The sequence below is a fragment of the Lentibacillus songyuanensis genome (genome assembly GCF_039548255.1).
GTDB classification, from domain to species: domain Bacteria; phylum Bacillota; class Bacilli; order Bacillales; family Amphibacillaceae; genus Lentibacillus_C; species Lentibacillus_C songyuanensis.
Map to the genome: position 1 here is coordinate 399409 of NZ_JBCLVH010000001.1, position 22603 is coordinate 422011.

A 22603-nucleotide genomic window follows, 5' to 3' on the forward strand; every position below is an offset into this window, starting at 1 on the left:
GAGATTTTAATTAGAAAATTTATATTTTTATTCGCATTTAGGAGGAAACAGGATGGCAAAGTATCTTATGAAACGGGTAGTCTTCTTGATTATTACGTTGTTTATAATAGCCTCTGCAACATTCTTTTTGATGAAGTTTTTGCCTGGTACCCCATTTCAAAATGAAGAAAAGCTGTCTGAAGACCAACGCATTATTTTAAATGAGAAATACGGGTTGGACAAGCCTGTTCCTGTTCAATATGCCAATTATATGGTCAACATTGTAAAAGGTGATCTTGGTGTATCATTTCAGTTTGACAATCAACCAGTTACCCAGCTTTTGATGAATCGCGTAGGACCATCATTGGAACTGGGATTTCAAGCAATGGTTGTCGGAACTTTAGTTGGTTTATTACTAGGAATGTTGGCTGCTATGTTTCAGAATACGTGGATTGACTATGGAAGTACATTTCTGGCTGTATTGGGTAAATCGATTCCATCCTTTGTATTTGCCGCGGTGATGCAGTACTACATTGGGGTTAAGCTGGGGTGGTTGCCGGTTGCAGCCTGGGATGGATTTACTTCATCGATCATGCCCACCATTGCATTAGCAATATTTCCTGTTGCGACTGCAGCCCGTTTTATGCGAACAGAGTTAATAGAAGTGTTAGGATCAGACTATATTACATTAGCAAAGGCAAAAGGGAATTCTAGAATGGAAGTATCCTTCAAACATGCCATCCGCAACGCGCTAATTCCTCTGATAACTGTACTGGGGCCTATGGCTGTTAGCCTGATGACAGGGTCCATGGTGGTTGAACAAATTTTCGCCGTCCCGGGAATTGGTGAACAATTTGTTAAGTCGATTCAAACCAATGATTTTCCGATTATCATGGGAACAACGATACTCTTTGCTTTCTTGTTGACTGTGATTATCTTAGTCATTGATATATTATACGGAATTATTGATCCAAGGATTCGCCTGGCTGGAGGGGATAAAAAATGACAGAAATACAAAAAGATAGATTTGCGCCCGCTCCTAAGGATAATGTTAGCAGTGAAAAAATTGCAAAGCCGCAGCTTTCTTTTACCAAAGATGCCTGGTTGCGTATTCGGAAAAATAAAGGTGCATTAGTCAGTATAGTTGTGTTGGCTCTGATCGTGCTCATGGCGATTATTGGTCCACATTTGTCGCCATATGATGGATATGCCCAGGATGTAACGAAAGCGAATCTTCCGCCAAAGGTTTCCGGTTTAGAGTGGCTTGGTTTTGATGGTACGCAGGAGATTGGCGGCGTAAAGACCGATGTGTATGAACAACAAAATGTGGAAGAGAATTACTGGTTTGGAACAGATAGTCTGGGACGTGACTTATTTACCAGAACATGGCTGGGCACAAGAGTATCATTATATATTGCTCTTTTAGCGGCTTTGATCGATATGGCAATTGGTGTCGTTTACGGACTGGTTTCCGGTTTTAAAGGCGGACGAGTGGATAACGTGATGCAACGGATATTGGAGGTACTTTCTGGTATACCGAACCTAATCGTTGTTATTTTGATGCTGTTAATTTTAAAACCTGGAATTTTGTCCATTACGATAGCCATGGTTATTACCGGCTGGATTGGTATGGCCCGGGTTGTTCGTGGACAAGTATTAAAGCTGAAGGATCAGGAGTATATCCTTGCATCGCGAACGCTTGGCGCAAAGAATAATCGTTTGCTAGGCAAACATTTATTACCCAATTTATCTGGCGTTATTATTATCAATACGATGTTTACAATTCCGAGTGCGATCTTTTTCGAAGCGTTTCTTAGCTTTATCGGGATTGGACTGCAACCGCCAAGAGCATCATTGGGTACATTAATTGAAGATGGGTACGAGACGTTTCAATTTTTACCTCATTTAATGATTATCCCGTGTATTGTGATCTGTATTATACTAATAACTTGTAATTTAATTGGAGATGGACTCCGTGATGCATTTGACCCTAAAATGCGAGACTAATAAGTAGTGAGGTGAAACAATGTGAAAAAATTATTGGAAGTAACAGACCTTAATATATCGTTCCACACCTTCGCAGGGGAGGTACAGGCCATTCGTGGTGTAGACTTCGACCTGTATGAAGGAGAAACACTTGCTATTGTAGGGGAGTCCGGATCCGGTAAATCGGTAACAACGAAGTCGATTATGCGCTTATTGCCACCAGGTAATTCGGAAATAAAAGCTGGCAAAATTATGTTTAATGATGCGGATCTTGCCAAAGCATCGGAAAGACAAATGCAAAAAATTCGTGGAAAAGACATTTCGATGATTTTCCAAGATCCGATGACTTCCTTAAACCCAACGATGACCATTGGCAAGCAGATCATGGAACCTTTATTAAAGCACCAGAAATTAAGCAAACATAAAGCAAAGGAGCGGGCTCTCAAACTGCTGGAATTGGTTGGTATTCCGAAACCGGAAATTCGTCTAAAACAATATCCGCACCAATTTTCAGGAGGAATGCGGCAACGGGTGGTTATTGCGATCGCGCTTGCATGTGCGCCAAAAGTGCTGATTGCCGATGAGCCAACAACTGCTTTGGATGTAACCATTCAAGGTCAAATATTGGACTTGATGAAAGAATTGCAGCAACAAATTGAGACATCGATCATTTTCATCACGCATGACTTGGGTGTGGTGGCTAATGTGGCTGACCGTGTAGCGGTTATGTATGGCGGAAAAATCGTGGAAATTGGAACAGTGGATGAAATATATTACAATCCGCAGCACCCGTATACATGGGGGTTAATCAGCTCGATGCCAAGCCTGGATACGGATGATGAAGAATTGTATGTTATTCCGGGAACACCACCCGATTTGTTAAATCCGCCAAAGGGAGATGCGTTTGCTGCCAGAAACCCTTATGCCATGAAAATTGATTTAGAAGAAGAACCGCCAATGTTTAAAGTTTCTGATACGCATTATGCTGCAACATGGCTGCTGCACCCTGATGCGCCGAAAGTGGAACCGCCGCTCGCTGTAAAAGAGCGAATGGCTAAGTTCCAAGCGAAACAAGCCGGTTCTGGGAAAGGGGAAAAGTAACATGGCGGAAGCGGAAAAGCTGCTGGAAGTAAAAAAACTAAAGCAGTATTTTAATATTGGAAAACCAAAAGAAGTTCGCGCAGTAGACGGCATTACGTTTGATATTTATAAAGGGGAAACATTAGGGCTTGTTGGGGAGTCCGGTTGTGGAAAGTCTACCACTGGGAGATCCATCATTCGCTTATATCAGGCAACCGGTGGGGAAGTCTTGTACCGTGGAGATAATGTCCATGAAAAAAAGTCCAAATCCCAATTAAAAGAACTTCATCGGAAAATGCAGATGATTTTCCAAGATCCTTACGCGTCGTTAAACCCCAGGATGAAGGTAACAGATATTATTGCTGAAGGAATTGACATTCATGGTCTTGCTAAATCATCAAAAGACCGGATGGAAAAAGTCTATTCACTATTGGAGACAGTCGGGCTCAATCGTGAGCATGCTAATCGTTACCCACATGAATTCTCCGGTGGACAGCGCCAGCGTATAGGAATTGCCCGGGCATTAGCCGTTGAACCTGAGTTTATCATTGCGGATGAACCAATATCAGCTTTGGATGTTTCCATTCAAGCACAAGTAGTCAATTTGTTAAAGAAGCTGCAAAAGGAAAAGCAGTTAACTTACTTGTTTATTGCCCATGATTTATCGATGGTGAAATATATCAGCGATCGAATTGGCGTTATGTATTTTGGAAAGTTAGTGGAGCTTGCACCTGCCGAGGATTTGTATCGTAACCCAATGCATCCCTATACACAATCACTGCTCTCCGCAATTCCACTACCCGATCCGGAATATGAACGTACCCGTGTGCGTCAAACATATAATCCGGAGGAACATAACTATACAGCGGATGACGAAGTAACGATGCGTGAGATCGCACCTGGTCATTACGTCTATTGTTCGGACAAAGAATTTAAGGAACACCAAGCAAATTACAAACAAAAATAGTAAATGCCAACTATAAACAAAAAAACGGACACGCTGTTGAGACGTGTCCGTTTTTGTCTATTGCTATTGTGGGGTCGGGAGAGAGCACCCCGAAGTCGGGAGAGAACATCGTCAGGTCGGAAGAGAGCCCGCCCACCTCATGAAAAGTTCGGAGCAAAAATCCATATTAGCTATGATGCGAAGACAAGCGACGATGCGCCTGTTTCCCTGCATACTCGCTCCGATACCAGGCGACCAGCATAATAATGCCACTTAAGATAAGCAGACCGCTGGTTACAAAAAATACGCCGGAAAACCCGAAGAATCCTGCTAACATACCGCCAAGTGCTGGGCCGATAATATTTCCGGCAAAGCGCAATGACGTATTGTAACCTAACACCTCGCCTTGAATCGATAGTGGTGCTTCCTGCCTGATATAGGCAATCCGTACTGGGATGATACCACCGATCGCTATGCCAAGTAAGAACCTTAGTACAGTTAATTGCCAGATATTAGTGACAAATGCCGCTGGGAAATAAACAATTCCAGCCATGAATAGCAGGAATATCACAATTTTAATATATCCGATCCGATCCCCTAAACGTCCCCATCGTCTTGCCATTAATAGATTGCCCAGTCCGGCTGCAGAAAACGCCAGGCCGGAAAATAATGCAATGTTTGCAGTCCCGTGCAGTTCGCTCACATACAAAGACAAAATAGGCTGAACGCTAAAGTGTGCAACCTGGACAAGCATGGAGATTAACATCACAACGAGCAACACAGGGCGTGAAATAATGTGGACAATAACATCCTTGCTAGAGTAGGAGGTTTTACTGTCTTGATCATCCGCGAATGACATGACAATCTCTTTAACACCAAAGTAGACAAGGATGCCTGAGATAAAGATGGAAATTGACGTCCATTTAAACGTTGCTGCATATCCGAAGACATCGGCGAAGGCCCCACCTAATAATGGCCCCATTAGTGATCCTGTAATACTGCCGGTTTGCAATGTTCCAAGAACACGACCAGCGATATGCTTTGGTGTCTGTGTTGCAATGAATGCTTGGGAAATGGGAATAAATCCGGTAAACACACCCATAAAGAACCGTAATATAAACAGCTGCCATACATTGGTGGCAAACCCCATCAATAAAATGGAGACTCCAAGTCCTGCTGCAGAAATCATTAGTACACGTTTTCGGCCGTGTTTATCACCGATTCGTCCCCAGATTGGTGAAAAAATGAGTGCCGTGACAAACGTAATGGAAAAAATCCAGCCAGACCAGTTTTGTACATAAGAAGCTGAAAAATCCCCGTATGATTCAATAAACAACGAGAGAAACGGAAGAATCATCGTCATACTGCCGGCAACAAAAAAGTTAGCAAACCACATGATTGCTAAATTCCGCTTTACCAAATGCTCTTGTTGATCAACGATTGTTACTACCTTCTTTCGTGCTTTTTATTTCGTCACTCTAAATAATAACCATTGCGTTTAGAAAAAGAAAGTATTATGCTCAGGGCAGACTTTTTTTGGTTACCTTGCCCAGCAACAGAGTAGTTTCTAGTACTTGAATTTTAATTCTATGGGAAAAAATTAACGGAAAAGAACAGATTTTACTATTTCTCATTTAATAAAATTCAGTGTTCTATCCTGGTGAAATACGGTATAATCTATATGTACGAGTCTTTCAAAGGAAGTAATCATTCTTTTATTCTTTGAAAATAGCGTACAAATAACCTTGAGGCAACGAATAGTATGGATCTGCACATAAAGGAGGAAATGAATATGCGTAAACGATTATGGAAACGATTAGCAGTCATCGTTATACTCATTGGCTTTATGACGGGGTTAACGACGCCGGTTATGGCAGATGATAATGCAGCTGACAATTCCGATAGTATTAATGAAAAGCTAGGGGTGCCCATTGTTGTTTATGGGGACACCTTAACGGATGATCAAAGGCAAGAAGTCCGTGATTTGCTTAAGATAACCGATCCGGATAACACGGAGGAATACGATGTCACGGGGCAGGATATTGCAAATTACATTGATGGTGACCCCAATTCACGGATGTATTCTTCAGCAAAAATTACCCGTGAAGAAAAAGGAAAGGGATTGACGATCAATATTGTCACCCCGGATAATATCACCGAAGTAACCAGAGAAATGTATGCAAACGCACTATTAACAGCCGGGGTGGAGGATGCGACAGTCGATGTCGTTTCTCCAGTTAAAGTGAGTGGACACTCCGCATTAACCGGTATTTACAAAGCATACGATGTGCAGGGTGCGGATTTAGATAAAGAACGCATGGAGCTGGCGAATGAGGAATTGGATGTTGCTACTGATTTGGCTAAGAAGGATGGGCTAAATCAGGAAAAAGTTAGTGAACTTATTACCGACATTAAACAGGAAATTGCTGATAAAAACCCAGCTACAAAGGAAGAAGTAGAGCAAATTGTCAAAGAACAACTCGATAAATTGGAAATATCGTTAAGTGACAAGGATCGCGAATTATTGACAAACCTGTTTAACAAAATGCGCGATCTGGATATTGACTTTGGTAAAGTGAAAAGTCAGCTGCAAGACATCGCCTCCAAAGTGAAAAACAAAATCGATGACCTTGATTTGGACCCGGGATTTTGGGAGAAGGTTGGCAACTTCTTTAAGGACTTTTTCCAAATGATTGCTAACTTCTTTAAAGGTTTATTTGAATAATAACGAAAAGCAGAGGTGCCCGGTTAGCGGCGTATATGCTGCGCCCTGCCATGCAGGGTGGTTCGGTGTTGCTGCGCAAAGCAGCGGTATTAATCGAACATTCCTACGTAGGAGATAAAGGAGACATGCCACTAAAACAGGGGTATGCCGACGTTGGGCGGCAAGCCCGTTCTAGTCGGCCTTCCTTAATCCGAGAGTTGACCTACGGAAGCGGGTGTTGGCCACTAGCTATTGGGCGCCGGAGCCAGACACATAACGGGGACAGTCCCCACCATGTTAACGCGTTAAAGCGGTGGGGGGACTGTCCCCATACTATTACACTAAAATTTCTAAAAATATGTAATAAATTAAAAAAAGGCTTGTTAACCGTCAGAAAATAAATTATACTAAAATAAATAATTGTTATATTACAAGAATGTTACGCGTGTATGAAAAATATAATCATGATAGAGGACATTATCTTGTTTTTAAGAAAAATAAAGGGGTGTTGGTTCACCAAAGTAGTTTTTCTTATAAAATTATATACAAACAATTTTTGCAATCTTTTATTTTTTTGATAAAGGGGGATAAAAGCAAGTGGTACATCATCAGCAAGAAAACAATCTGCTCCAAATCAATCATTTACATACAGGTTTCATGATAGACGGGGAATTACATAATGCAATCGTTGATATTAATTTAGAAGTTAACCCGAAAGAAGTTGTCTGTGTCGTCGGAGAATCCGGCTGCGGAAAGAGTGTCATGTCGTTATCGATTATGCAGCTTTTGCCGAAGCAAAATTCTAAAATTTCTGCGGGGAATATCTTGTTTGAAGGAAATGATTTGACAAAAAAGTCAGAAAAGGAAATGAATCATGTACGCGGGAAAGACATTGCAATGATCTTCCAGGAGCCAATGACCGCGTTAAATCCGGTATTTACCATTGGGTCACAATTAATGGAAGTACTGTTTAACCATGTCGAGATTTCCAAACGTGACGCACGTGAAAAAGCAGTTCATTTATTAAAGCAGGTTGGCATTTCCCGTCCGGAGAAAATTATCGATGAGTATCCCCATCAGCTCTCTGGAGGAATGCGGCAGCGGGTGATGATTGCAATGGCCATTGCGTTGCACCCGAAACTGCTAATTGCTGATGAGCCGACGACAGCACTTGATGTTACCGTACAGGCGCAAATTTTGGAGCTGCTCAAGGATATTCAGGATAAAGAGGATATGGCCATTATGCTAATTACCCATGATTTAGGTGTGGTTGCTGAAATGGCGGACCGTGTGATCGTGATGTATGCCGGGCAAGTGGTAGAAACGGCAACGGTTGTGGAATTATTTACCAAACCTCAACATCCATATACAGAGTCACTGTTAAGCAGTATACCAAGAATGGATCAGAATGAGGAAACATTAAACACGATTGATGGGGTCGTTCCGTCGCTTGAATATATGCCACAGATTGGCTGTCGATTTGCTGATCGGTGTCCGAAGGCATTTGGTGACTGTACCAAGGTGACACCACAGTTAGCAGAGGTTGCAAATGGGCAATCTGCCAGGTGCCTCCTCCATGATGCATGCTACCCAGATAAGGCAACAGACGGGAAGGAGGAAGTCAAACAATGAGTGAGCAAGCCGTTTCCGTAAAAAAGAAAAAGGACTTATCAGCTAAAGAAGTTCTTCTGGACGTGAAGAACTTAAAGAAATACTATCCGGTACATGCCGGTTTTTTTAAACGAAAAGTTGGTGATGTGAAGGCGGTCGATGATATTTCATTGACACTGAAGAAAGGGGAAACATTTGGTCTTGTTGGCGAATCCGGCTGTGGCAAGTCAACAGCCGGACGAACGATTCTTCGACTGACCGAGTCAACGGAGGGGCAAATCATTTTCGATGGCAAAGATATTACCGATCTGAATGGATCAGCATTACGAAAGGCTCGCCAGGACTTTCAGATGGTATTTCAGGATCCATATGCATCATTGAATCCCAAAATGATGGTTGGGCATTTAGTTGATGAACCGCTTCGCAACTATACGAATAAATCGCATAAAGCATTGAAACAGGAGGTGCAAGCACTATTACGTCGAGTGGGCCTTCGTGAAGAGGATTATTATAAATATCCCCACGAATTTTCCGGTGGACAGCGACAGCGGATTGGGATTGCCCGGTCACTGGCACTTAATCCAAAGCTGATTGTTGCCGATGAACCGGTGAGTGCGTTGGATGTATCGATCCAATCCCAAGTGCTGAACCTGTTAAAAGAGCTTCAAGATGAATTTGACTTAACTTATTTATTTATTGCTCATGACTTAAGCGTTGTAAAACATATGAGCGATTCGATTGGTGTCATGTATTTGGGTCATTTGGTGGAGGTGGGGGACAAAGAGGCTATCTATCGGGAGCCATTACACCCCTATACCAAAGCGTTAACATCAGCCATTCCGGAACCAAATCCATTGATAAAAAAGGAACGCATTATTTTAGAAGGCGATGTGCCAAGCCCACAAAACCCGCCATCAGGCTGTGTGTTCCATACCAGATGTCCGGTGGCCATGGAGAAATGCAAGGACATTGTACCAACGTTGAAGGAGGTGAGGCCTAATCAGCAGGTCGCATGTCTTTTATACGAGGAAGCGTAAGCATTTATAACTTTTTAAGGGGGAATATGCGTTGAAAAAGAAGTTTTGGTTATTATTAGTACTCGTTTTTGCAGTATCAATGGTCTTGTCTGCTTGTGCTGACAGCACTTCGGAGGGGGGATCGGACAAAGACTCCGGATCCGATAGTGGTGATGAGGCGAAAGCAGATGAGGCGCAAAAGGGCGGTACAGTAACATACGGTTTCGAACAGCCGTTTAAAGGATTACTGGAACAAGGGTTGTACGAAGGGGAAGACGATGTTCATATTCTTGAACTTATGACCGATAGTTTAGTAAATACCAATGATGAGCTGGAACCTGAACCTGGCATGGCTGATTACGAAGTAGATAAAGATGCAAAGACCGTTACATTTACAATCAAGGATGGCATTAAGTGGCATGACGGAGAACCGTTGGTCGCAGAAGATGTTGCTTATGCCTATGAAGTGATTGCTGATCCGGATTATGAAGGATCCCGATTTGAAAATGTCGCGATGATCGAAGGCGCAGAGGAATATCGGCAGGGAAAGGCAGATAGTATTTCCGGGATCGACGTTAAAGATGATCAAACGATTGTGCTGCATCTGACCGATGTTGCACCAAATACGATTGATAATCTGTGGAGCTATCCAATGCCAAAGCATTATTACAAAGATATTGCTGTAAAGGATTTGCCAGATTCGGATCAAGTACGGAAAAATCCAATTGGTACCGGACCATTTAAAGTAAAGAATATTGTCGATGGTGAATTGGTCGAGCTGGAGCGATTTGATGATTATTGGCAAGGTGAACCATACTTAGATGGAATCAATTACAAAGTTATCGATGGTTCCTTAGCATCAGGTGCGTTGGAAAATGGCGAAATTGATATTATGAAAATACCGAGCAGTCAGTACGAAGAGATCAAAGAAATGGATAACCTTGAGATTCGGGAAGAGGCGGCATTAAGCTACACATACATTGGCTTTAAATTTGGCCACTATGATAAGAAAGAAAAGAAAAACATCATGGACAACGACAAGTTTCAGAATAAAAAGCTGCGTCAGGCGATGGCCTATGCGATTGACCGTCAAGGTATGCTTGATTCCTTCTCGAACGGTTTAGGGGAATTAATCGAGTCCCCAATGCCGCCAGTAAGCTGGGCGAAAGCGGATGATTCTGAACTGACAACGTATGATTACGATCCGGAAAAGGCCAAAGAATTGTTAGATGAAGCAGGCTATAAAGATGTGGACGATGATGGCTGGCGGGAAGACCCGGACGGCAACAAGTTCACCGTAAACTTTGATGCGATGTCCGGTTCCGATATTTCTGAACCGCGGGCCCAATATGTCCTGCAAAACTGGCAGGATGTTGGCATCAATGCCAAACTAAATGGCGGACTAAAAGAAATGAATTTATTCTATGATACGGTGGAAGCTGATGACGAATCAGTAGATACATTCATGGGTGCCTGGGAACTTGCCAGTGACCCGGATCCAACTGGTTTATTTAAAGAGGGCGATCTGTGGAACTATCCCCGCTGGGTGAATGAAGAGTCGGATAAATTGATTGAGGAAGGTATTAGTGATAAAGCGTTTGATAAGGATTATCGAAAAGATGTCTATGCTGATTGGCAGAAACTTGTAAATGATGAATTGCCAAGCATTTTCATGTACTCACCAGTGGATGTTTATGCTGTGAACAAACGGGTGCAAAACGTGCATACCAACTCGTTTACGGCAGAACAAGATCCATATCTGTGGTGGGTATCCGATGCGGATGAATCGAAGTAAGATAATCTGAGAGTTAAGGGGAAAATAATATGCTCGTTTATACATTACGACGAATTGTCACCATGATTCCGATTATTTTCCTTGTTTCTGTTGTGGTATTCTTCCTGGCGCATTTGATGCCAGGAGATGCCCTGACAGGGAGAATCGATCCATTGAATGCAAATCCGGAGTACATTGCGGAGATGCGCGGTAAATTGGGGTTAAATGACCCGATTTATCAACAGTACTTAAGATGGATTGGCGGCTTTTTACAAGGAGATTTTGGACAATCATTCGTGCATAAAATGCCTGTTTCTGGATTAATTTTATCGCGTCTACCAAATACGATTTTATTAGCTGTTATTGCCATGTTTATTACGTACATAGTTGCCTTTTTAATGGGCAAATACGCAGGAAGACGTCCTAATACGACCGGAGACTATGGTGTACAGATTATTAATTATTTGGCGTTAGCCATGCCAAGCTTTGTTGCTGCCTTGTTATTGATCTATTTTGTATCCTTTCAGTTAGGCTGGCTTCCAGCAACCGGAAGTATCGGATCGGGGGTAGCCCCTGGTTCATGGGGTTATATTGTAAGTAAAGTGCAACACGCCATCTTACCTTCTCTATGTCTTGGTTTACTGCCGATCGCCAGTTATACGCAGTTTTTGCGCAATGACATGATTGAAAGTGCCCAGAAGGACTATGTCCGAACCGCCCGTGCCAAAGGGACATCAGAGCGGCGAATTTATAACAAACATATTTTGCGGAACTCGGTCATCCCAATTGTTACCCTGTTAGGATTTGACTTAGCAGGAATCATTGGCGGTTCTGTTATTATTGAAAGTATTTTCACATATCCCGGAGTTGGCCAATTATTTGTCGATTCGATTAACAATCGGGACTATACGGTGGTAATGGCAATTACGATGCTATTAACAGTCATGACACTTCTCGGCAACCTAATCGCGGATATCTTGTATGCCTTAGTCGATCCAAGGATCAGGTTAGACTAATGAGGAGGGAAAGCACATGGAACCAATAACAAATCAACTACCTGAAAAGCCAACCCCTCCAACGTTAGGATCGGGAAAGACTGTCAAGAAGAGTTTGTCACAATGGGCGCTTGCACGTAAGAAGTTCACTCACAACTATTTGGCCATGATTAGTCTCGTTTTTCTATTTGTGGTAACGGTCTTATCTTTGTCTGCTTCATTTTTAACCGACATTGACCCAAGCCGGATTGAACCGCGATTGATTGATGCGGTACCATCGTCCGAGCATTGGCTGGGAGCGGATGGGGCGGGACGGGATATTGTGACGATGTTGCTTTACGGTGGACGTACCTCACTGCTGATCGGATTCTCCTGTACAGCGATTATTATTCTAATCGCATTGGTGATTGGAACAATATCCGGTTTTTATGGTGGGAAAGTCGATTCAATTTTAATGCGATTTACTGACTTTATGATGAATTTCCCATTTTTAATTTTTGTTATTGTCCTGAAGACGATCTTTGTAGACAGTGGCGTATTAGCGTTAATTCTCGTTATTAGTTTTCTGAGTTGGACAGGAGCGGCAAGGGTTATTCGGAGTAAGGTTATGTCGGAGAAGGAGAATGAATATATTCTCAGTGCAATCTCCATTGGTACCAGGCCGTCTAAGGTTATCGTTAAGCACTTGCTGCCAAACGTTATGTCCACAGTCATCGTCCAAGCCACTCTATTACTTGCAGCGATGATTGTCGCCGAAACTGGTCTGAGTTACCTGGGCTTCGGGGTCCCGGTTGGAACACCAAGCTGGGGGAACATGCTGCAAGCTGCCAGAAACCCTGGAACGCTTAGTGGCAAATGGTGGATATGGATTCCACCGGGTTTGGCGATTACCTTCACGATTCTGTCCATTAACTTTATTGGAGAAGGGTTTAAGGATGCATTTAATCCAAAATCGCGTAAATCATAGTGAAAAGACGTATCTTGTTTAGAAGTATTGGATTTTTTAAAGATCAACTGAATGAAAATAGGAAATAGCATGGGAGCCGACAATTGGTTTTCCGTGCTATTTTTGTATACCATCACTTGCAGACATTACTCGAGAGCGGTAGACAGTTTATTCCTTCCTAGTGGGGACGAAGATCAAATGCTTTGTTCATCAGCAGCAACATGAACTTCATACCCTTTCATTTTCTCCTTTATTATATCCTAGTGAATCAATTTCATAATTGCTCTTTTTAAAAATAGAGAGACCTACAGAATTTTAAAATGCCTTTTTAAAATTTTCTTAAGCAGCTTGTTGTTGATTTAACAGTGTATTGATACGATTTGCAGCCAATTTTGAAGCATTATAAATAAGCGTTACGATGTCAAAGTGTACTTTTGCACATTTCCCTGTACGATTACGAACATTATTGAGTTGAAAATATTCCTTTAAGTAAGCATTGACACGTTCAACTGCACTGCGGCGTTTGAAAATCATTTTCCATGCTTTTGACCCTCGCGCTGGTGCTGTATATCTTCTAAGATCCGTTGTGATTTTGACTTTATAAACCTTTTGACAGAGCTAGAGGACAATCACTGCACTCTTTAGGTCTGGTGTATTTCAATGTTTCATATTTGGCATCGAAACTATCATAACGGTAAGAATGCTCCCTAAAACAGGTCGGGGCAAAATGCTTGTCAAAACCAACTGGTTCCTTTTCGTTTTTCTTGTTATAGGCAATGATAGATTGGTTTCCTGTTTGATGCACTTGTTCATAAATGGGGGCGTAATCATAGCCAGCATCCATTGTCTGATAGTGCAAAGATGAATGCGAAAGACGTTCATCAATCCCCTTTAATAAAGGGGTAGCTGCCTTGCCGTCATTCAGACTGCCAGAGGAAAAAAGAGACTGCAAAATGTATTGACTTGATGTGCCAACGGCTAAATGACCTTTGTAGCCATACCAGAAAACATTCTTTCCTTCGCTGTTCTTCTTCACAACCCATTTTGGGTCCTGTGGAACTTCAGCGCGTAATTCAGCTAAAGGTACAGCCAATTGAGCTTCTATTTTCTTTTCAAAAATGGGAAGATTGGCTTCCTTTTCTGCTTGTTCAATAAGCCATTGTTCACGCTCTTCCACTTCATGGTAGATTTTATCCAGATCTATCGCCGAAATAATCGATTCATAACGATGGGTAGGTTCCATCTCGTATAATTCTTGGATGCCAAATAAGCTTTGTTGTCGTATAATGGTCATAGGGAGTATTCCTCCAGTCTTTTTTTTGGTTGTGTCTCAACTACCATTATACAGGATTTGGGGAGGTACTTCCTTTTTCGTGTCTCAAACGTGTTGGGGCGCAAGGGCTAAGAATTATGAAATTCATTCTAGTATATAAAAATAGTATTCTAGCCTTTATGTTACGAAAACGTTACAGTCTACCAATTCTATTGAGTCTTTTGTTCTACTAAGATACAAGCAAAAGGCCTTTTGTCACGGTGCTAATATTTTTGTAACAGTCAGCTGGATTTCAGTAATCCTTGTAATAGACTCTTAACGATTCTGTAACTGCACAGGCCTGTGGGGTGTGATAGTATAGGCAATGTCAGAATTTGAAGGAGGGACTACTCGATGAAAAAAGTAGTAGCAGCACTTGCCACAAGTGTCATAATTGCTGGCGCAGCTGCAACAAGTGTTTCAGCACAAGAATACAAAGTCCAAGCAGGTGATAGCCTTTGGGACATTGCAGATGAATACAACACTACCGTAGACGATTTAATGACCATAAATAAGCTAGACTCGAAAACAATTCACCCAGATCAAAAACTATCTATCAATGAATCATATAAGGTAGAGAAGGGTGATACGTTAGACGGTATTAGCAAAAAATTCGATGTAAAAGTAGCAGATATTAAGAAATGGAACGACTTGGATTCCGATTTGATTGTTATTGGTCAAGAGCTTGAAATTAAAGGAACAAACATTGTTCAGGATGATACAGCGGACCAATCATCGGATCAAACGCCAAGTAAAACTGCTGAAAACACAACGAAAAATACACAGAAGACCGCTAAGCCAGCATCAACCAAAACGAAATCAACGAAGTCGGAATCGAAAAGCAATGATGCACCAAAAGGGAAAACCATCAGTGTATCAGCAACAGCGTATACCGCTAATTGTGAAGGATGCTCCGGTGTAACATCAACAGGAGTAGATTTGAAAAAAGATCCAGACGCAAAAGTAATTGCTGTTGATCCCGATGTTATTCCAATAGGCTCTGAAGTATATGTAGAAGGCTACGGCAATGCAACCGCAGCCGATGTTGGCAGCGCAATTAAAGGCAAAAAAATCGATGTTCACGTATCAGACAAAGGTGAAGCCAATAGCTGGGGTGTACGTAACGTGAACGTAACGATCTTAGACTAGTATTCGCACATTCGTTCAGTAATTTTTTAGGAAAACATCTTTCGTAAGGTGTTTTCCTTTTTCTATGAAATTGAAACTTGTTTTTTTAGGATTCTATATTCACAGCATTATTGGGCTGTTCAATGACATCGCTTGATTTAGTAGTATATTGCGTAACACCGACAATACTAAATCCAATAATAAGTGCAATAAACAATGCGATCAAGACTTTCTTCATGATAATTCCTCCACTTTCATTGTACTAGATCTAGTATAATGAAAAACACAGACAGTAACCATGCATTTTCCTAACATTTTTCCAGGTAAATCTTACAAAATGGTAAGGTTGTAGACGAAATCGTCATCAATAGATTAAGATAGATGTAAGTAATGATAGGAGGGTGCACATGGCAAAAAAATGGGGTGTTGGTGGTTTTATCATACTACTTGCAACCATCTTGTATATTATTTCGTTATTCTTGCCGTGGATTGATTTATATTTTATAAAAATGAACGGTTTTCAGCGGGAAGGTTACCTTGTTTTGTTATTGTTCATCTATCCGGTTTATTCTGTTTTGGCTAGGAAGTCATTGAATCGAATCGCGGGCGTAGCGGTTTCCGTAATTGCGATCGGTGTGTTAATTTCCTTTTTAACAACATTGCCGGTGGAAGTGATGGGTCAAAGCGTCCAAGCGGTGGGAGCAGGATTATACATAGGACTAGCGGCTTCGGTCATTTTAGGGATAGGTACGGTGATAAAAGTAATGGGAAAATGAAGCAGTGCATGTTGGGCCTTCTGCATAGGATGTAGGGGGCTTATTTTGATCTATGGTTAAACAAATGCGAATAATTATGATACACTATTGAATGGTGAGTTGATATATAAAGCGTTTACATAAAGGAGGATATTGACATGACAAGCAACGTATTACAATCATTTTTGGATGAAAATATTTCCGACTTAAAACAACGTGGTCTGTATAATGAAATTGATCCGGTAGAAGGTGCGAACGGGCCGGTAATTACAATTAATGGGAGCGAGCTAATTAATTTGTCCTCTAATAATTACTTAGGGCTGGCAACCGATGAACGGCTGAAGCAGGTTGCTAAAGCAGCTGTAGACTCCCATGGTGTTGGTGCCGGCGCGGTTCGGACAATCAATGGTACGCTTGACCTTCATCTTGAGTTGGAGAAGAAGTTAGCTATGTTTAAAGGGACCGAGGCAGCAATTTCCTTTCAATCAGGATTTAACTGTAACATGGCCGCGATATCGGCGGTTATGGATAAGCAGGATGCGATCCTTTCAGACGAGTTAAACCATGCTTCCATTATTGATGGCTGCCGATTGTCGCGCGCAAAAATTATCCGGTTTCAGCATTCCGACATGGATGATTTAAGAAAACAGGCTAAAGCTGCTGTCGAGTCAGGGCAATACAAGAAGATTATGGTAATTACTGACGGGGTATTCTCGATGGATGGCGATATTGCCAACCTGCCGGGAATAGTGGAAGTAGCCGAGGAATTTGACCTGATCACGTATGTGGACGATGCACATGGCTCAGGAGTACTTGGTAAAGGTGCCGGTACGGTGAAGCATTTCGGCCTGCAGGATAAAATTGATTTTCAAATGGGGACACTGTCAAAAGCAATTGGTGTTGTCGGCGGTTATGTTGCTGGTAAAGCTAATCTAATCGACTGGTTAAAGGTTCGCTCACGGCCGTTTTTATTTTCAACAGCGGTCACCCCTGCAGATGCAGCAGCAGCAACGAAAGCAATTGAGCTGTTGATGGAAAGTACCGAATTAAACGAAAGGCTATGGGAGAACAGTACGTATTTAAAAGCAGGATTGAAAAAGTTAGGCTTTGATATTGGTAATAGTGAAACACCGATCACGCCATGCATTATTGGTGACGAAAAATCTACCCAGCAATTCAGTAAAAAGCTGAATGAGCGGGGAGTCTATGCTAAGTCAATCGTCTTTCCTACGGTTCCAAGGGGGACTGGTCGGGTGCGCAATATGCCAACAGCAGCACATACGAAGGAAATGCTTGATGAAGCTTTGGCTATTTATGAAAAAGTGGGGAAAGAGTTAGGTCTGATTTAGGTTTTGGTCGGACCAGGTTGAAAAGAGCCGACGCTGGTCCTTTATCATCCAAGTTGATCCAATCAGATATAAGGAGTAAACCATAATGAAGAAGATATTAGTCACCGGTGCTCTTGGCCAAATTGGTTCAGAGCTTGTTCATAAACTTCGAAAAATATATGGCACATCAAATGTCATCGCAACAGATATTAAGCAAGCAGAAAATAGTGCTGGTCCATTTGAAATCGTGGATGTAACAGATGCTAATCATTTACATGCCGTTGCAAAGCACCATCGGGTAGATACGATCATGCACCTGGCTGCCGTATTATCAGCTAAGGCAGAGATGATCCCTAAAAAAGCCTGGGATCTGAATATGGGCGGGTTATTAAATGCATTAGAAGTAGCGCGGGATTTGGGTTTACAGTTCTTCACCCCTAGTTCGATTGGGGCATTCGGACCAACAACACCAAAGGATGCTGCCCCGCAGGATACGATTCAACGCCCAACGACAATGTACGGTGTCAACAAGGTTGCTGGGGAATTGCTTTGTGATTATTATTACCACCGATTTGGTGTGGATACCCGTGGCGTCAGGTATCCTGGCTTGATTTCCTATGTTACCCTACCTGGTGGCGGAACCACCGACTATGCAGTGGACATCTATTATGAGGCAGTGAAAAAGAACGCCTATACCTCGTATATCGCTGAACATACGTATATGGATATGATGTATATGCCGGATGCTTTAAACGCAATTGTTAACCTGATGGAGGCTAACCCAGAGAAGTTAATCCATCGTAATGCCTTTAACATAACCGCCATTTCAGCTGCTCCTGAGGATTTTGCCCAAGCAATCCGCCGGCACATCCCGGAATTCACATTAACATATGACGTTGACCCTGTTCGTCAACAAATTGCCGAGAGCTGGCCGAATTCCCTTGATGCCACAGCTGCGGCAGACGAGTGGGGATTCAAGGCGGAATATGACCTTGATAGAATGACCAAGGATATGCTTGATAAAATTCGTGCTAAATGAAATTGTGACCCTTCCTGTGGTGGGAAGGGTTTTTAGATAGGAGATTAAATAAGAGTTGCCATTAGACAGCAGATAAAAAAATGACGCCCGGAACTGGGAACATCAACCGAAAAGGGGGGAGCATCAACCTAAGCACGCGAACATCAACCGAAAAGGAAGTAACATCGACCGTGAACCGCGAGCATCAACCGAAAAGGAAGTAACATCGACCGTGAACCGTGAGCATCAATCGAAAAGTCGGTAACATCGTCCCGGGCCCGCACACATCTTCCGAAAAAAAGACCTCTTCCTAATTCAAAGAGGCCGCACTACACCCGGATATTTAATACATCCCGGCAATTTCCTTTTGTAATTTTTGATCTTGAATATATTCGTCATAGCTCATTTCTTTATCAATAATCCCGTTTGGTGTCAGTTCAATTAACCGATTTGCCAGACTTTGAATAAATTGATGGTCATGGGATGTAAAGAGAATCGATCCCTTGAATTTGATCAGACCATTGTTTAATGCGGTAATGGACTCCAGGTCTAAATGGTTTGTTGGCTCGTCCAGCAATAGAACGTTGGCATGGCTCAGCATCATTTTTGCGAGCATACAGCGAACCTTTTCGCCACCTGACAGGACGCTTGCTTTCTTCAATGCCTCTTCACCAGAGAAGAGCATTCTTCCTAAGAATCCGCGTAAAAATGTTTCCGTCTCATCCTCAGGAGAATACTGACGTAACCAATCCACTAATGGCAAATCATTGCCCTCAAAGTATTTGGAATTATCCTTTGGAAAATAGGATTGGGAAGTGGTAACACCCCATTTATACGTACCTGCATCCGGCTCCATTTCTCCCATTAAAATCTTAAACAAGGTTGTCTTGGCGATATCATCTCTGCCGACAAATGCGACCTTGTCATCTTTATTGATTGTAAAGCTAACATTATCGAGAACCTTTTTATCGCCGATTGTTTTGGTTAGTCCTTCCACGCGAAGCAAATCATTGCCGATTTCACGCTCAGGAGAAAAAGCGATATATGGATATTTTCGTGATGATGGTTTAAGGTCATCCAATGTAATGCTGTCCAGAAGTTTCTTTCTGGAGGTTGCTTGTTTCGATTTGGACGCGTTGGCACTAAACCGGGCAATAAATGCTTGTAATTCCTTGATCTTTTCTTCTTTTTTCTTGTTTGCTTCCTGGGCCATCTTCGTAGCAAGCTGGCTCGATTCGTACCAGAAATCATAATTCCCGATATAAATTTGAATTTTTCCATAGTCCACATCGGCAATATGGGTGCATACTTTATTCAAAAAGTGCCGGTCATGGGAAACGACAATGACCGTGTTTTCAAAGTTGATCAAGAATTCCTCTAACCATTGAATAGCCTGGATATCTAGACCGTTTGTCGGTTCATCAAGCAAGAGAATGTCCGGATTGCCAAATAAGGTCTGGGCCAATAGCACTTTAACTTTTTGATCCTCCGTTAAGTCAGCCATCGCTAACGAATGAAAGGATTCTTCCAGTCCTAATCCTTTTAAAAGAATTGCAGCATCTGACTCTGCTTCCCAGCCATTCATCTCGGCGAATTCACCTTCCAGCTCGGCTGCACGCATGCCATCTTCCTCGGAAAAGTCAGGTTTCATATAAATGGCGTCTTTTTCCTGTTTTACGTTATATAAACGTTCATGTCCCATCAGGACCGTATCAATCACGTTATATTCTTCAAATGCAAAGTGATCCTGCTTCAATACAGCCATTCGTTCACCAGGGGATAGGGAAACATTACCGGACTGGGGTTCTACTTCACCGGACAAGACCTTCAGAAATGTAGATTTTCCGGCACCATTTGCTCCGATCATTCCGTAGCAATTCCCGGGGGTGAACTTTAAATTCACATCTTCAAATAACTTTTTATCACCATATCGTAAACTGACATTTGTAACAGTTATCATGTGTGTCAAATCCTCCAAAAAAATAGTAATCATGGCTAGCTTACGGGATTTACCAGGTTACGTCAATCGAAAATGCACATATAATAGTAAAAACGGTGAAAATTATTCATTTCTCCTAAAAGCATTTACAAAAAATAAAAAATTGACTTGTATCTTTACTAAATTTCCGCTAAAGTTTATGGTAACTCGAAAACTGTTTGCTTTGGCTTCTCGTGGTCAGTATCGGGGGATGATTCGCTTTAAATGGATGAATCCTAGTGAATGTAAATACTGCTTGCTTGTTATCCAGACTTATTCAAGTGTAACGGAGGGGGAAACTATGGGAGAGAGAACGATTTACTTTCTCTTTACAGATACAGGAACATACCTGGCCAAGGCCATTAATTATTGTACAAAACAATCGCTCAATCACGTTTCCATTGCGTTCGACCCAGCGTTGAAGGAAGTATACAGCTTTGGCAGGAAACGGCCACATAATCCGTTTATTGGCGGATTTGTTAAAGAGGATATTAATAGCGACTTTCTAAAGGAATCGGCCAGTGCAATCTATTCCTACCGCTTAGACGCTGAGGACTGCGAGAAAGTAATCCAGAAGATTAAAGAAATAGAAGCGCAAAAGCATGATTACAAATATAATTTCCTTGGTCTGATCGGGGTGTTATTGCGAATTGAGATTGAACGGGAAAATGCTTTGTTTTGTTCCCAGTTTGTTGCGACCGTATTACATGATGTTGAATCGTTTCGTGTTGAGAAACCGCATTGCTTCGTTACACCAACGGATATCCGCAATCTTGCAGGGCTGCAATTGATCTATCAAGGCAAGCTTGGCGATTATCAGCACTGTATGAAACCGGCAGAACGCAAATTGATGCAAGGGGACCAATCATTTGTAAAGCAATCATTTATTCATTTGTTATCCAAGAAAGTGAAACAATTTGTTATTAAGTAAGAATGAATCATCCTCGTCTGATGGTTCTTTTTTTTAGGGGGGCATGGACAAGATGGAGCGAAACGGTAATTATCGATTACTTAAATTGAAGGAAATTTTATTTAACGAGACGGATGAAGAGGAACACCAGCTGGGTATTGATGATCTGCAGGAAAGGCTTAAAACAGAAATGGACGGCGCAACCTATGATAGCCGTACGATTAAACGCGACCTGCAGATGCTCGATGATATGGATTTTGAAATCGTCCGTAATACTGGGAAATACGGGAAAACACTATACAGCCATCAGACGCGATTGTTCGAGACGTATCAATTAAGGCTTATGATCGATGCGGTATTGTCGGCTCGTTTCATTACAACCAATGAAAAGAAAAAGTTGATTAGGAAGATGAAACAGCTGACAAGCAAGTATATAGCGAAAACGTTGCCAGAGCCTATTCTGTTTAGCCAATCGGCAAATATAGATTATGAATTAGTCAAGCAGAATATTGATTGTGTTCATCGGGCCATATCGGAAAAGCAGGTCCTTACGTATAAGTATGGTAAATTCAATGTGAACAAGGAATTCGTCTATCACCGAAATGGCGATCTGTATCATGTGGAGCCATATGCGTTAATATGGCAAAACGATTATTATTATTTGATTGGACTATTTGAGGAAACCAGTGAAATTCGCCATTACCGGCTAGACCGAATCCGGGACATTTTCATGACGGAACAAAAATTTACAAGAAGAGACTTCCAATTAAATGATTACGTTAACCAAAGCTTTCACATGTTTTCCGGGGATGAAATCTGGATAAAGATTCGTTTCCATATGAATCTTGTCAATGTCGTTCTGGACCGTTTTGGCCATGGGGTGGATATTACACCAATCGATGATGATCACTTTGTATTGTCAACAAAAGCGAAATTATCGGACGGGCTGCTGAATTGGATCCTCACCTGGGGACATCAGGCAAAAGTGCTGCAACCCGACTTTCTTGTTACCAAAGTGAAGGACAAGATTAAACAAATGAGTGCAGTTTATGAAGATGAAGAGCAACGAGAACCGCACAACGAGGTTGGGACATAACGAAATTACTTTTGTCCCAGCCTCGTTGTTTATCAAGTTAC

Annotated in this window: 19 protein-coding genes and 1 pseudogene; 16 read left to right on the forward strand and 4 right to left on the reverse strand. The window is 42.0% G+C overall.

Features of this window, described 5'->3' with window-relative positions; translation table 11 throughout:
* Positions 1-52: 52 nt before the first annotated feature.
* From opp3b to WMZ97_RS01880, 4 genes are read left to right on the forward strand one after another with little or no spacing between them, the layout of a single operon-like run.
* Positions 53-985, forward strand: a complete 933-nt coding sequence (gene opp3b, locus WMZ97_RS01865) for an oligopeptide ABC transporter permease (protein WP_343270346.1) — start codon at positions 53-55, stop codon at positions 983-985.
* Complete coding sequence (opp3C, locus tag WMZ97_RS01870) at positions 982-1986, forward strand: oligopeptide ABC transporter permease (protein WP_343270347.1); 1005 nt, start codon at positions 982-984, stop codon at positions 1984-1986. The genes opp3b and opp3C overlap by 4 nt, the downstream gene beginning before the upstream one ends.
* A gap of 21 nt (positions 1987-2007) precedes the next feature.
* Entirely contained in the window at positions 2008-3066 is a 1059-nt protein-coding gene (locus tag WMZ97_RS01875; protein WP_343270348.1) for an ABC transporter ATP-binding protein, read from the forward strand.
* Position 3067: 1 nt separating this feature from the next.
* On the forward strand, positions 3068-4012 hold the full coding sequence (locus tag WMZ97_RS01880; RefSeq protein WP_343270349.1) for an ABC transporter ATP-binding protein: 945 nt from the start codon (positions 3068-3070) through the stop codon (positions 4010-4012).
* A 166-nt stretch (positions 4013-4178) separates the two neighbouring features.
* Here the strand turns inward: WMZ97_RS01880 and WMZ97_RS01885 are convergent, their stop codons facing one another.
* Positions 4179-5387 carry an MFS transporter gene (locus tag WMZ97_RS01885; RefSeq protein ID WP_343270382.1) on the reverse strand — a complete coding sequence of 403 codons (1209 nt, stop codon included), beginning with the start codon at positions 5385-5387 and terminating at the stop codon, positions 4179-4181.
* Positions 5388-5783: 396 nt separating this feature from the next.
* Here WMZ97_RS01885 and WMZ97_RS01890 point away from each other — a divergent pair, with 396 nt between their 5' ends.
* From WMZ97_RS01890 to opp4C, 6 genes are all read left to right on the forward strand, one after another.
* Positions 5784-6716: a DUF1002 domain-containing protein gene (locus WMZ97_RS01890; RefSeq protein ID WP_343270350.1), complete on the forward strand. Its 933-nt coding sequence runs from the start codon at positions 5784-5786 to the stop codon at positions 6714-6716.
* 636 nt (positions 6717-7352) lie between these two features.
* Entirely contained in the window at positions 7353-8327 is a 975-nt protein-coding gene (locus WMZ97_RS01895; RefSeq protein ID WP_343270383.1) for an ABC transporter ATP-binding protein, read from the forward strand.
* Positions 8324-9343 (forward strand): ABC transporter ATP-binding protein, encoded by a 1020-nt coding sequence (locus WMZ97_RS01900; RefSeq protein ID WP_343270351.1) that lies wholly within the window; start codon positions 8324-8326, stop codon positions 9341-9343. Before WMZ97_RS01895 ends, WMZ97_RS01900 begins: the two co-directional genes overlap by 4 nt.
* A 31-nt stretch (positions 9344-9374) precedes the next feature.
* Positions 9375-11117 (forward strand): oligopeptide ABC transporter substrate-binding protein, encoded by a 1743-nt coding sequence (gene opp4A / locus WMZ97_RS01905; RefSeq protein ID WP_343270352.1) that lies wholly within the window; start codon positions 9375-9377, stop codon positions 11115-11117.
* Positions 11118-11146: 29 nt separating this feature from the next.
* Entirely contained in the window at positions 11147-12112 is a 966-nt protein-coding gene (gene opp4B, locus WMZ97_RS01910) for an oligopeptide ABC transporter permease (protein ID WP_343270353.1), read from the forward strand.
* Between the two features lie 16 nt (positions 12113-12128).
* Positions 12129-13058: an oligopeptide ABC transporter permease gene (opp4C, locus tag WMZ97_RS01915; protein ID WP_343270354.1), complete on the forward strand. Its 930-nt coding sequence runs from the start codon at positions 12129-12131 to the stop codon at positions 13056-13058.
* A gap of 318 nt (positions 13059-13376) precedes the next feature.
* Here the strand turns inward: opp4C and WMZ97_RS01920 are convergent.
* Positions 13377-14211 (reverse strand): annotated as a pseudogene (locus WMZ97_RS01920) (transposase); the annotation flags it as partial.
* A gap of 492 nt (positions 14212-14703) precedes the next feature.
* Here WMZ97_RS01920 and WMZ97_RS01925 point away from each other — a divergent pair.
* Positions 14704-15498, forward strand: coding sequence for a LysM peptidoglycan-binding domain-containing protein (locus WMZ97_RS01925; RefSeq protein WP_343270355.1), 795 nt, complete (start codon positions 14704-14706; stop codon positions 15496-15498).
* An 85-nt stretch (positions 15499-15583) separates the two neighbouring features.
* Here WMZ97_RS01925 and WMZ97_RS01930 read toward each other — a convergent pair whose 3' ends face one another.
* Positions 15584-15715, reverse strand: a complete 132-nt coding sequence (locus WMZ97_RS01930) for a hypothetical protein (RefSeq protein ID WP_343270356.1) — start codon at positions 15713-15715, stop codon at positions 15584-15586.
* Positions 15716-15884: 169 nt separating this feature from the next.
* Between WMZ97_RS01930 and WMZ97_RS01935 the strand changes: the two genes are divergently transcribed.
* The 3 genes from WMZ97_RS01935 (at position 15885) to WMZ97_RS01945 (ending at position 18599) form a co-directional block, all read left to right on the forward strand.
* Positions 15885-16253 carry a hypothetical protein gene (locus WMZ97_RS01935; RefSeq protein WP_343270357.1) on the forward strand — a complete coding sequence of 123 codons (369 nt, stop codon included), beginning with the start codon at positions 15885-15887 and terminating at the stop codon, positions 16251-16253.
* Positions 16254-16390: 137 nt separating this feature from the next.
* Positions 16391-17581 (forward strand): glycine C-acetyltransferase, encoded by a 1191-nt coding sequence (locus tag WMZ97_RS01940; RefSeq protein ID WP_343270358.1) that lies wholly within the window; start codon positions 16391-16393, stop codon positions 17579-17581.
* Positions 17582-17666: 85 nt separating this feature from the next.
* Positions 17667-18599 carry an L-threonine 3-dehydrogenase gene (locus tag WMZ97_RS01945; RefSeq protein ID WP_343270359.1) on the forward strand — a complete coding sequence of 311 codons (933 nt, stop codon included), beginning with the start codon at positions 17667-17669 and terminating at the stop codon, positions 18597-18599.
* A gap of 322 nt (positions 18600-18921) precedes the next feature.
* Here WMZ97_RS01945 and WMZ97_RS01950 read toward each other — a convergent pair whose 3' ends face one another.
* Positions 18922-20538, reverse strand: coding sequence for an ABC-F family ATP-binding cassette domain-containing protein (locus tag WMZ97_RS01950; protein WP_343270360.1), 1617 nt, complete (start codon positions 20536-20538; stop codon positions 18922-18924).
* A 319-nt stretch (positions 20539-20857) separates the two neighbouring features.
* Here WMZ97_RS01950 and WMZ97_RS01955 point away from each other — a divergent pair, with 319 nt between their 5' ends.
* Positions 20858-21487 carry a hypothetical protein gene (locus WMZ97_RS01955; protein ID WP_343270361.1) on the forward strand — a complete coding sequence of 210 codons (630 nt, stop codon included), beginning with the start codon at positions 20858-20860 and terminating at the stop codon, positions 21485-21487.
* Between the two features lie 52 nt (positions 21488-21539).
* Positions 21540-22562 carry a helix-turn-helix transcriptional regulator gene (locus WMZ97_RS01960; RefSeq protein ID WP_343270362.1) on the forward strand — a complete coding sequence of 341 codons (1023 nt, stop codon included), beginning with the start codon at positions 21540-21542 and terminating at the stop codon, positions 22560-22562.
* The last annotated feature ends 41 nt before the right edge of the window (positions 22563-22603 follow it).